At 30.8% G+C, this 13,223-nt stretch carries 9 protein-coding genes; all 9 read right to left on the minus strand.

Going from position 1 to position 13,223, the window contains the following annotated elements; genetic code table 11:
• Positions 1-130: 130 nt before the first annotated feature.
• Positions 131-1,045 (minus strand): tetratricopeptide repeat protein, encoded by a 915-nt coding sequence (locus CLPUN_RS19665; protein WP_077848937.1) that lies wholly within the window; start codon positions 1,043-1,045, stop codon positions 131-133.
• A gap of 548 nt (positions 1,046-1,593) precedes the next feature.
• Positions 1,594-2,844 carry a phosphoribosylamine--glycine ligase gene (purD, locus tag CLPUN_RS19670; protein WP_077848938.1) on the minus strand — a complete coding sequence of 417 codons (1,251 nt, stop codon included), beginning with the start codon at positions 2,842-2,844 and terminating at the stop codon, positions 1,594-1,596.
• 218 nt (positions 2,845-3,062) lie between these two features.
• Positions 3,063-4,571, minus strand: a complete 1,509-nt coding sequence (purH, locus tag CLPUN_RS19675; protein ID WP_077848939.1) for a bifunctional phosphoribosylaminoimidazolecarboxamide formyltransferase/IMP cyclohydrolase — start codon at positions 4,569-4,571, stop codon at positions 3,063-3,065.
• 228 nt (positions 4,572-4,799) lie between these two features.
• Positions 4,800-5,411, minus strand: a complete 612-nt coding sequence (purN, locus tag CLPUN_RS19680; RefSeq protein ID WP_077848940.1) for a phosphoribosylglycinamide formyltransferase — start codon at positions 5,409-5,411, stop codon at positions 4,800-4,802.
• The gene (gene purM, locus CLPUN_RS19685) at positions 5,399-6,400 is read right to left on the minus strand and encodes a phosphoribosylformylglycinamidine cyclo-ligase (RefSeq protein WP_077848941.1); all 1,002 of its coding nucleotides are present in this window, start codon (positions 6,398-6,400) and stop codon (positions 5,399-5,401) included. Before purM ends, purN begins: the two co-directional genes overlap by 13 nt.
• 9 nt (positions 6,401-6,409) lie before the next feature.
• On the minus strand, positions 6,410-7,828 hold the full coding sequence (gene purF, locus CLPUN_RS19690) for an amidophosphoribosyltransferase (protein WP_077848942.1): 1,419 nt from the start codon (positions 7,826-7,828) through the stop codon (positions 6,410-6,412).
• Positions 7,829-7,958: 130 nt separating this feature from the next.
• Entirely contained in the window at positions 7,959-8,666 is a 708-nt protein-coding gene (gene purC, locus CLPUN_RS19695; RefSeq protein ID WP_077848943.1) for a phosphoribosylaminoimidazolesuccinocarboxamide synthase, read from the minus strand.
• On the minus strand, positions 8,666-9,205 hold the full coding sequence (gene purE, locus CLPUN_RS19700) for a 5-(carboxyamino)imidazole ribonucleotide mutase (protein WP_423237312.1): 540 nt from the start codon (positions 9,203-9,205) through the stop codon (positions 8,666-8,668). The genes purC and purE overlap by 1 nt, the downstream gene beginning before the upstream one ends.
• 125 nt (positions 9,206-9,330) lie before the next feature.
• Positions 9,331-13,077 carry a phosphoribosylformylglycinamidine synthase gene (locus CLPUN_RS19705; RefSeq protein WP_077848945.1) on the minus strand — a complete coding sequence of 1,249 codons (3,747 nt, stop codon included), beginning with the start codon at positions 13,075-13,077 and terminating at the stop codon, positions 9,331-9,333.
• Positions 13,078-13,223 lie beyond the last annotated feature (146 nt).

Consider the following 13,223-nt stretch of genomic DNA (forward strand, 5'->3'; position numbering starts at 1 on the left):
ACAACTATTTGGTACAAATAGTTAGTTTTGCACACACCTGTGCGGATAACGGGATAAGTTTAGATTCAGTTATTTCCAAATTAGGACTAGTAGCTTAAATTTTTCCTATTTAGTGCACAAGTCTAGTTATTTATATTAAATCTTTATATTCTTCAAATTCTCTTATTGGATCTAATTCTGCATCTTTTTTCATATATTCTAAAAATAAGTCATCTAATTTTATACTTTTCTCCAAATCTGCAATTGCTTTTAGATTTTCCTCTGCGTTTACATAGAAGCAAGCTCTATTATAATATAAAAATCCTTGTTCTTCATTTTCCTTTATTCCTTGGCTAATTACTTTAATAGCCTTTTCAAAGTCACCCTTTTCCCTATATATAACTGCTAAATTCAAAAAACTATATGGATATTTAGGATTTTCTATAATTGATTGATTGTAATATTCCTTGCTTTCCTCTAGTCTATTCAATTTATTTAATATTACCCCTTTATTAAAAAGTATCTTATAATGTTTAGGTGAAATTTCTAATGCTTTATCTATATACTTTAAAGCCTCCTCATTCTTATTTAATTCTTCTAAAATACAAGCTAAATTAGCATTTGCCCACAAATCCTTAGAATTTATTTCAATTACTATTTTATAGTTATAAATGGCTTCATCTTTGTTTCCTTGTTCATCGTATATATTAGCTAGAAAAAAATATGCTTTATCATAATTGGGATTTTTTTCTATAGCTTTTTTATAAAATTCCTTAGCTTTTTCTAACTCATCCTTTTGCTCATATAATATAGCTAACCCATAATAAGCTATTGCTTCTTCTTCATCTAATTTTAAAATTTCATCATATTTTTTCTCAGCTTCACTATATAATCCAATTTCATCGTATATTAAAGCCATATCGATCAAAAGGTCTATATCCTCTTTTCCTAGATTAAGTGAATATGCTTTTTTATAGAATTTAAGAGCTTTTAATAAATTATTTTCTGTTCTCGAATTTCTTGCCATATTTAGATAATTATTATATAAATAATTTTTATTTTCCATTTCATATTTTCATCCATTCATTTTATTTGTATGTTATTAAAATATATCTCTTAATTTAAATTTTAACTACTCAATATTATATATTATAAATCATATCCTTAAAATAAAAAACTTCACCAAAATATTTATTAGTGAAGTTTTAAGTTAATCATTAAGATTTAATATTGATTTATCTTAATTTTTTTAATATGATAATTTAAAAGTCATTTGAGTGTTGCATATCTAAAATTAGAAAATATTATCCTAGAAATACATCTATAATCATTTCAGTTTTGTAATGTCCATAATACCATGTTTTTAAACTTGAATTGACATCTTCTTCATCTAATAGCTTAGCCCATGAATATAAGATGTTTTTTCTTCCCCCCTTACTCCTTTGGCCCTAATTGCATTTTTTGATTAAACACCGGCAATATCCACAACATAACTATCATTTAACTTAACCACATAATTTTCTAAAGAAAAATATATTATAAAAATAGACCCTAAAGCATTATTCATTAAATTTAATACTAATGCTTATAAATAGCTTATTTTTATACCCGATGTTATTTATGTGCTCCTATATCTGTTCTACAATAAGCGCCTTCAAAAGTAACATGTTTAATATTTTCATATGCCTCTTCTCTAGCATCTTCTACAGTTTTTCCAACACCAATAACTGATAATACCCTACCACCATTTGTCTTTAAAACTCCATCTTCTGCTTTAGCTCCAGCTAAAAATACCTTATCTCTTACTTTTTTGTCTATTGTTATTTCATATCCTTTAGTAAAATCTCCTGGATATCCTCCTGAAGCTAAAACAACATTTATACAAACACCATCATTCCACTCAATAGTAGTCTTATTTAATTCTTCTCTTAATGAGGCTTCAATTACTTCAACTAAATCACTTTTCATTAAATAAAGAACTGATTGTGTTTCAGGATCTCCCATTCTAACATTGTATTCTAAAAGATATGTTCCTTTTTTAGTAATCATAATTCCAAAAAATATAATTCCTTTATAATCAAAACCTTCTTCACGAATACCGGTTAAAGTCTTATCCATAATATTATATTCAAAATCTTTCATTACTTCATCTGTTACATAAGGATTTGGAGCTAAAACTCCCATTCCACCTGTATTGGGCCCTTTACCACCATCAAATATCTGCTTATGATCTTTTCCTGATATAAATGGAATTATTGTCTTTCCATCTGTAATAGAAAGGATTGAAGCTTCAATACCTTCAAGGAATTCTTCAATTACTATTTTTTGCCCAGCTCCATTAAAAATATCGTCTACCATATATGATTTTACAGCCTCTTGTGCCTCTTCTTTAGTTTCACAAATAGCAACACCTTTTCCTGCTGCTAGTCCATCAGCCTTAACAACTGTTGGATATGGACAGTTTTCTAAATATTGAAGCGCTTCATCTACATTAGTAAAGGTTTCATATTCAGCAGTTTTAACTCCATATTTTTTCATAAATTCTTTAGAGAAGCTCTTACTGCCTTCAAGTTGTGCAGCGTTTTCAGCTGGTCCAAATATCTTTAGCCCCTCTTTTTTAAACTCATTAACAATTCCTTTTGTTAATGGATCTTCTGGTCCAACTACTGTTAAATCAATTATTTCTTTTTGTGCAAATTTAATTAATTCATCAATATCAGTTATATTAATATTTTCACATTTATTTTCAATTGCAGTTCCACCATTACCCGGTGCAACAAATATTTTTTCTACATTTGGACTTTTAGCCAATTTCCAAGCTAAAGCGTGTTCTCTACCACCTGAACCAATTAAAAGAAGTTTCATTATAATATACCTCCAAATCAAATTTCAATCGTTACTGCTAAATTTTCAATGCTCAATTATTAATTAAAATTATTACATTCTAGTAATTAAGTTTCAATGCTCAATTTTCAAATTTCAATTATGAATTTTATCCTTACAGTATTGATAGAATACATTTAAAAGTTCTGCAAGAATTAATTTCTTTATTGAAAATGACCATTGAGCATTAATTATCAATATTAGTGTTTAAAATGTCTATATCCTGTAAATATCATTGCAATTCCATGTTCATTACAAGCATCTATTGATTGTTGATCATTCATTGAACCACCTGGCTGTATTATTGCTTTAATACCATATTTAGCCGCTTCATCAACTATATCTCTGAATGGGAAAAATGCATCAGATGCAAGTATTGTAGCTCCTGTGCCTCTCTTTAAAGCATCTTCTGTTGGCCAGATTCTATTAACTTGACCACCACCAATGCCAAGAGCCATTCCATTATTAGCAACAACTATAGCATTTGATTTAACATATTTAACTACCTTCATACCAAATAATAAATCTTTCATTTCTTCGTCAGTTGGTTTAACTTCGGTTACAACTTTAATTGTTTGAATTAACTTGCTATCTTCATCTTGAACAAGCATTGCTCCATCAACTGTAACCATATATTTATCAGCTTTTGGAGTATTATTGAATTTAAGAACTCTTAAGTTCTTTTTAGCCTTTAATACTTCTAAAGCATCTTCATCATATTCTGGTGCTGCAATTACTTCTAAGAAAATTTTAACCATTTCTTCTGCCGTTTTCTTATCTACTTTTCTATTAAAACCAATAATTCCGCCAAATATTGAAGTTGGATCTACTTCATATGCTTTCATATAAGCTTCATAAGGATCTTTTCCAACTGCAACACCACATGGAGTATTATGTTTTAATGCACAACATGCGGGCTCGTCAAATTCATTAGCACATTTCCAAGCTATATCAACATCTTTAAAGTTATTATAAGATAATTCCTTACCATTTAAAACTTCAAAAGTATTCATTGCTCCATCAAGCATTGTCGAAGAATAAACTGCAGCACTTTGATGTGAATTTTCACCATATCTTAAACCTTGCATTTTCTTGTATGAAACTGAAAGATATTCTGGATACTCCCTCTCATCATCAGCTAACAAGAAGTTTGAAATAGCACCATCATAAGCACTCATAAGGTTAAATACTTTACCTGCTAATTTCTTCTTAGTTTTTAAAGAAGCTTCACCATTTGCCTCAACTTCTTCCACAACAACTTTATAGTCATTTTTATCAGAAATTACTACAACATCTTGAAAATTCTTAGCTGCTGCTCTAAGCATTGTCGGTCCGCCAATATCTATAAATTCAACTTTTTCTTCAAATTCTAAATCTTCTTTAACTTTTTCAAAAAATGGATAAAGGTTTACCACAACATAATCAATTGTATGAATATCTCTTCCTTTTAATGTGTTCATATGTTCTTCATTATCTCTTATTGCAAGTATTCCAGCATGAACTAATGGATGAAGTGTTTTAACTCTTCCATCTAACATTTCTGGAAAATTAGTAACTTCGTTAATCTCAATTATATCTAACCCATTTTCTTTTAAATATTTATAAGTTCCTCCTGTAGATACAATTTCAACATCTTTAGATACTAAAAATCTAGCAAAATCTAAAATTCCCTCTTTATCAAATACACTTATCAAAGCTCTTTTTTTCACGAAAAAACCCCCTGCTAATCAGTTAACAGTTAACAGCTGATAGTTGGCAGCTGAGACTAACCTTCTTTAATACCGTTTCCTTTAATCTATTCTCTAACTGATAACTAAACTGTTACTGGTACTGGTTTGTTTTTTATTTTTAAGAAATTTCTCAGAATTTCATTATTAACTATAACCGTCTGTTCCCTTTAGGATATTTAAAAGCATTATCCGTTAATAGTTTTGGCTTTAGTTTATTACCTTAGCCTTTCCATCTACAATAGTAACTCTCCCATCACTAATAAGCTTAATTGCTTCAGGCAATATAAAATGTTCTTTTTCTAATATTCTCCTTTGAAGCGTTTCCGCATCATCTTCAAAATAAACTGGAACAACTTCTTGAAGAAGGATTGCCCCTCCATCAACTTCTGAATTCACAAAATGCACTGTACATCCCGAAAATTTAACTCCGCTTTTAATTACAGCTTCATGAACCTTAAGTCCGTACATTCCAGATCCACAAAATGAAGGAATTAAAGATGGATGAATATTGATAATTTTATTATCAAATTCATTTAATATTTCTCCATCTAAAATTGCTAAAAATCCTGCAAGAACTATTAAATCAACCTTCCCCTTTGTTAATTCTAAGATCTTGTTTGAAGATTTTTCTCCATACTCTTTTCTACTTACAACAAAAGTATCTATATTATGTTTTTTCGCTCTCTCTAGAGCATAAATATTTTCTCTGCTGCCGATAACCATTTCTATTTTGACATCAATATATTTATTTTCTACTGCATCTATTACAGATTGAAGATCTGTTCCTCCACCTGAAACTAAGACTGCTATTTTAAACAAATACCCTCACCTCCAGATGTTACATATCCTATTTCATAAGCTTTTTCTCCCATTTCTACTAAAGCTTTTATAATAGGTGATACATCTGCTTCATTAACAGCAAGCACAAATCCTACTCCCATATTAAAGGTATTATACATATGGTCCTTATCTACACCTTTTTCAATAATTCTTTCAAATATAGCTGGCAATGGATATGAATCTTTATTAATTACTGCTGTGAAATCCCCACCATTAAACATTCTTGGAACATTTTCAATGAATCCGCCACCAGTAACGTGAGCCATTCCCTTGATTTCATAATTTTCCAGTAATTTAAGTACAGGTTTTACATAAATTTTAGTCGGAGTAATTAATGTCTTCCATACTTCTTCACCATTAAATTCTTCATTTAAATCTGGAAATATTTTTCTAATTAATGAATAACCATTAGAATGAATTCCCGAAGAAGCAATCCCTATTAATTTATCTCCTTCTTTAATGTTACTTCCATTTATGATCTTATCTTTATCAGCAATACCTACTGCAAATCCTGCCATATCATATTCTCCATCAGAATAAAATCCTGGCATTTCAGCAGTTTCTCCACCAATTAAAGCACAGTTAGAATCCACACATCCATCTGATATACCTTTAACTAAATCTGATGCAACTTCCGCTTCAAGTTTTCCACAAGCTATATAATCTAAGAAAAATAGTGGTTTTGCTCCATGACATAAAATATCATTTACACACATAGCTACACAGTCTATTCCAACCGTATCATACTTTTTATTCTTAAATGCAATTTCAAGCTTAGTTCCTACTCCATCAGTACCTGAAACCAAAACTGGTTTTTCATATCCTGCTGGTAATTCAACCATTCCTGCAAAACTTCCAAGTCCATTTAATACATATTGACTCATAGTTCTAGCTGCATATTCCTTTATTAATTTAACTGATCTATATCCTTCTTCTATATTAACTCCAGCTTCTTTGTAAGTAATCATCTATTAATCCTACCTTTCAAGATTTTCTACTGGTGCTGCTACTGGATAAACTCCATTAAAGCATCCCATACAAAATTCTTCTCTATTATCACAACTCTTATAAACTCCGTCTTCACTTAAGTATCCTAAGTAATCTGCACCAATCATATCTCTGATTTCTTCTACACTATTGTTAGCAGCAACAAGCTCACTTCTGTAAGGAGTATCTATACCAAAGTAACATGGATACTTAACTCCTGGTGATGCAATTAAGAAGTTAACTTCTTTTACTCCAGCACGTCTAAGTGATTCAATTAAATGCTTTGAAGTAGTTCCTCTTACTATTGAATCATCTATAAGTATAACTTTTTTACCTTCTAAGTTTACCTTTAATGGATTTAATTTTACTGCTACCGCTCTTTCCCTTATTTCTTGAGATGGTGAAATGAAAGTTCTTCCAACATATCTATTTTTAATAAATCCAGTATCATAAGGAATTCCAGATGCTTTGGCATATCCTATAGCTGCTGGTATTCCTGAGTCTGGAACTGCAATAACTAAATCCGCATCTAATGGATGTTCCTTATATAATTGTTCCCCTGCTTTTACTCTTGTTGTATGAACTTCAAGTCCATCAATTCTTGAATCTGGTCTAGCAAAATATATATATTCAAAAGCACAAGTTTGACATTTAGTGTTTTCAGAATATCTATATGAATGTATTCCTTCATCATCTATTATAACTATTTCCCCCGGCTCTATATCTCTTACAAGCTCAGCACCTATTGCATCTAAAGCACAACTTTCTGAAGTCAGTATATAACCTTCTTCAATTTTTCCAAGACAAAGTGGTCTAATTCCATGTGGATCTCTAGCCCCAATTAATTTATCCTTTGACATAATAGTCAATGCAAATGAACCTCTAACAGCTGACATAGCATCAACTACAGCCTTTGCAAGACCTTTTTTGGCACTTCTTGCTATAAGGCAAGCAATTACTTCCGAATCTGTTGTAGTATGAAAAATTTGTCCTCCATCTTCAAGCAACTCTTTTATGACATCCGCATTTACTAACGTTCCATTGTGAGCCATAGCTATTGGTCCCATTTTTGAAGTCGCTAATATAGGTTGGGCATTTTCAATCCCCTTTCCTCCAGCTGTTGAATATCTAACATGGCCTATAGCTATATGCCCTTTTAGTTTATTTAGATCCTCTTGCTTAAATGCTTCTGTAATAAGACCTAACCCTTTATGAATATCTATTTTTTCACCGTCTGCAACTGCTATTCCAGCACTTTCCTGTCCTCTATGTTGAAGAGCATAAAGTCCATAATAAGTCATTGATGCAACATCTATTGGATTATTAGCATAAACGCCAAAAACTCCACACTCATCCTTAAATTTATCATTACCTGGATCCATTATTAATTCAAAATTTGGATTACTCATTTACACAATCCTCTCATCATTTTTAATTCAAATTGAAAATTGACATTTAACAATTAAGGATAAGTATTATAACATCTTTCAACATTAAAAAAATACCCTTAATCGTCCAGTGTCAATTATACCTTGTAAATTATTTGGAGATTCTCTTTAAGATTTCAACGTAAGCATCTTTAACATTACCTAAATCTCTTCTAAATCTATCCTTATCTAATTTTTCTCCTGTAGTTGCATCCCAGAATCTGCAAGTATCTGGTGAAATTTCATCAGCCAACACTACAGTTCCATCAGGTAATCTACCAAATTCAATCTTAAAGTCAATTAAGTTAATATTTTGTTCTTTAAATACGGCTTTTAATACATCATTAATTTTTGCTGTCATTACATAAATTTCTTTTAGTTCTTCAAAAGTTGTTGCTCCTATTCCAACTGCATGATAATCATTTATTAATGGATCTCCTAATGAATCGTCTTTGTAGGATAATTCAAACACAGTAGTTTTAAGCGCAAATCCTTCTTCAAGACCTAATCTCTTAGCCATGCTACCTGCTGCAACATTCCTTACGATTACTTCTAGTGGTACTATTTCAACCTTCTTACATAATTGCTCTCTGTCATTTAATTTTTCTATAAAGTGAGTTCTAACTCCTTCTTTTTCTAATAATTCAAATATAAGTGAAGTTATAGCGTTGTTCATAACACCTTTATCTTCAATTTGACCTTTCTTTTCTCCATTAAATGCTGTTGCATCATCTTTGTAATATACAATTACTTCATCAGCCTTATCTGTTTCATAAATCTTCTTTGCTTTTCCTTCATATAACATTTCTAATTTTTCCATTATAGTTCTACCCCTTCCGCATTTTCCTCAATAAATTTTTTCTTCATATTTATTCTAAATTCTTTTAATTTATTTTTTAGTTCACTATTATTAACTGATAACATTTGAACTGCTAACATTCCTGCATTGTAGCTGTTATTAATTCCAACAGTTGCAACTGGAATTGATTTTGGCATTTGTACTATTGAATATAATGCATCAACACCTTCAAGTGCAGCCTTAACTGGAACTCCTATTACTGGAAGTATTGTCTTTGATGCTATAACTCCAGGTAAATGTGCTGCTAAACCTGCCCCTGCTATTATAACTTGGCATCCTTGTGCTTCAATTTCTTCTAACGTTTCTTCTAATTTTTCTGGTACTCTGTGAGCTGAAAGAACAAACGCCTTATATTCAATTCCAAATTCTTTTAAAGCATTTGCAGCCCCTCTCATTATCTCTGTATCAGATTTACTTCCAAAAAATATTGCTACTTGCATTTTAAGCCTCCTGTTTTTCACTATTTTTGCCAAACCCGTATTATTACTATAAATATTCATATATTTTAATGGTTTTATATTTTTCTATATACCTAGTTATCTATTTTTATAGATAACTAGATATATAGTTTTTTTATTTATATTTACATATTTTATTGATATATAGTTTTATATTTAAATATTTACTACTTAAAATATTTAACCCCTGCTTTAAAGATCTTTTGATCAAATTCTCCAGGAATATTTCTATATAAGTCTGTTCCAATTCTTTCACTATGAGCCATCTTACCTAATATTCTTCCATCAGGACTTGTTATACCTTCAACTCCATACATTGAACCATTTGGATTAAATGGCATATTTAATGATATATTTCCATCAAAGTCAACATATTGTGTTGCCACTTGACCATTATTAATTAATTCTTTAATTAAGCTTTCTGGAGCAACAAATCTTCCTTCTCCATGAGAAATTGCAACTGAATGTATATCGCCTAAATTAACTTCACTAAACCAAGGTGATTTATTTGAAACTACCTTTGTATTTATTATTGAAGACATATGTCTATTAATATTATTGTAAGTTAATGTTGCCATATCTTCTTTTACGTCTACTATTTCTCCATAGGGTACTAAGCCTAACTTTATTAACGCTTGGAAGCCGTTACAAATGCCAATAGCTAATCCATCTCTATTCTTAAGTAATTCCATTACAGCATTACTTATTTTTTTATTTCTAAGAGCATTAGCTATAAATTTACCTGAACCATCAGGTTCATCTCCTGCTGAGAAGCCTCCTGGAATCATAAGAATCTGAGCTTTGCTTATTTCACTTGCAAGTCTTTCTATAGAATCATTAAGTGCTTCCTTAGTAATATTTCTAAATATTACTTGAGTTACTTCTGCTCCTTCTTTTTCGAAAGCTCTAGCACAATCATATTCACAGTTGTTTCCTGGGAATACTGGAATTACAACTCTTGGTTTAGCGACTTTAGTCTTAGAAGATAGTACTGATTTATTATCATATAAAATTGTTTCTACTTTTTCTTCAACATCTTTAGTCTTAATCTTAAACACTGATTTTAATTTTTCTTCATATGTTTTTTCTAAAGCTTCTATATTTAAATCTAAATCATATTGTTTTGATAATATCGCTGAATTAACAATTGTTTTACCAACTATTTTATACATACAATCTTTTAATTCTTCTTCTACCTTAACATCTTTTTTAACTTCTAAGATTATAGTTCCATAATTAAATGCAAACAATTCATCTTTTGTTAAGTTTTCAATTTCAACACCAATTCTATTTCCAAGTGCCATCTTTGTAAGAGCTTCTGAAACTCCGCCAAACTTAATTGCTGATGCAGAAATCACCTTTCCATCTTGTATTAATGTATGAAGAACTTCTAAATTTTTCTTAAGTTTATCTATATTTATAGTTCCATCTTCTTTCTTTTCAGTTTGAAGTAAAACTAAATTTGATCCTGCTTCTTTAAATTCTGGTGATATTATATGTCTAGCCTTTTCAACACCTACTGCAAAAGATACAAGTGTTGGAGGTACATCTAAATCTCCAAAGCTTCCTGACATAGAATCCTTACCGCCTATTGCAGGAATTCCAAATGATATTTGAGCTTCATAAGCACCAAGTAATGCTGCAAATGGTTTTCCCCAGCGTGTAGCGTCTGTTCCTAATTTCTCAAAATATTCTTGGAAGGTTAATCTAGCTTTTCTATAATCTCCACCCATTGCTGCAAGCTTTGTAATACTTTCAATTACTGAATAGTATGCCATGTGATATGGACTCCAAGTGCCAAGCTCAGGATTAAATCCAAATGTCATTAAAGTGGCATCTGTACTTTCTCCATCAAGTACTGGAATTTTAGCTGCCATACCTTCTGCTGGCGTCTTTGCATACTTACCTCCAAACGGCATAAGAACAGTTCCATGACCAATAGTTGCATCAAATCTTTCAGATAAACCTTGTTTAGAAGATACATTTAATTTTTTTAAATTATTTATCCATTCTTCTTTAACATCAATATCTGCTACTAAATATTGATAGTCACTAGGTGCTTTAACTATAACATTAGCCTTTTGAGTAGCTCCATTTGTATCTAAGAAAGTTCTCTTTAAATCAACAATATTCTTACCTCTCCAGAATAATCTTAATCTATCTGTATCTGTAACATTTGCAACTAATGTAGCTTCTAAATTTTCTGCATTTGAAAGTTTAATAAATTCTTCTGCATTTTCTTTAGTTACAACAACTGCCATTCTTTCTTGAGATTCTGAAACTGCAAGTTCTGTTCCATCTAAACCTTCATATTTCTTTGTAACCTTATCTAAATCTATATCCAACCCTCTGCAAAGTTCTCCAATTGCAACTGAAACTCCACCAGCACCAAAATCATTACATCTCTTAATCATTTTTGCTACTTTTGAATTTCTAAACAATCTTTGAAGCTTTCTTTCAGTAGGCGCATTTCCTTTTTGAACTTCTGCTCCACATTCATTTATTGAATCTACAGTATGTTCCTTAGATGAACCTGTAGCTCCACCAACACCATCTCTACCTGTTCTTCCACCAAGTAATACTATTACATCACCAAGCTTAGGCTCTTCTCTTACTACATTTTCTTTTGGTGCCGCTGCAATAACTGCTCCTATTTCCATTCTCTTAGCTGCATAATTAGGATGATATATTTCTTCAACTTGACCTGTTGCAAGACCAATTTGATTTCCATATGAGCTGTATCCATGAGCTGCGCCTAAAACAATCTTTCTCTGAGGAAGCTTACCTTCTAAAGTATCTTCAACTGATACTGTTGGATCCGCTGCTCCTGTAACTCTCATTGCTTGATATACATAAGTTCTTCCCGATAAAGGATCTCTTATTGCTCCACCAAGACAAGTTGCTGCTCCACCAAAAGGTTCGATTTCTGTTGGATGATTATGTGTTTCATTTTTAAACATTACTAAATAATCTTCCATACCCTTTTCAGTTTCAATTTTTACATTAATTGAACATGCATTAATTTCTTCTGAAATATCTAAATCTTCAAGTTCACCTCTTTTTCTAAGCTCTTTCATCGCAATTACTGCCATATCCATAAGAGTTTTACTCTTTTCTTTTTCTCCATAAACATATTCTCTTGACTTTATGTATCCTTCATAACTTGCTTTTATAGGAGTTGTATATTTATTATCTTCAATTTGTACATCTTCTAATATTGTTGAGAATGTTGTGTGTCTACAGTGATCCGACCAATAAGTATCTATAACTTTGATTTCAGCTATACTTGGATCTCTTTCTTCTTCTTTAAAATATCCTTGAATCATAGCAAGATCATCAATGCTCATAGCTAACCCTTGCTCACTATGGAATTCTTTTAATTCCTCTAAACTTTTATTGGTAAATCCATTTAAGATTTTAACATCTTTAGGAATGCTTGAAAGTGATGATAAATCTTTGCTATTTATATCTACTTCTCTTGAATCGACTGGATTAATATAATATTTCTTAATTTTTTCAACATCGCTTTGTGAAAGTCTTCCACTTAATATGACTATTTTGAAACATTTAATTTCTGCCTTATCTTCTGCTGTTAGAAGAGCCAAACACTCAGAAGCTGAATCTGCTCTCTGATCATATTGTCCTGGTAAAAATTCTACGCCAAATGCTACTTCCTCTTCATTCATTGGTAATTCTGTTTCATAAACTACGTCTACTGTTGCTTCTGAAAAAATTGTATGTAAAGCCTTTTTATAATATTCTTCTGAAATATCTGCAATAACATATTTATTAATAAGTCTTACATCTTCTAAATTTGTTATTCCCAAGTTATCTCTAAAGTCATTTAATAAACTTTGAGCTTCTACATTAAACCCTTTTTTCTTTTCAACGAATACGCTTCTAATATCTAACATCTTAATTCCTCCAAAAAATATTATAAGATTTAGCTTCAGCACATTCAAAACATAACAAATCAGTATGCTAATCTATTTCACATCATACTTCGTCGGTAAGTTTACCTAATAAGCCCGTTATTAGGTAAATACACCTCTTTGTCTGA

This window comes from Clostridium puniceum (assembly GCF_002006345.1).
GTDB lineage: Bacteria > Bacillota > Clostridia > Clostridiales > Clostridiaceae > Clostridium > Clostridium puniceum.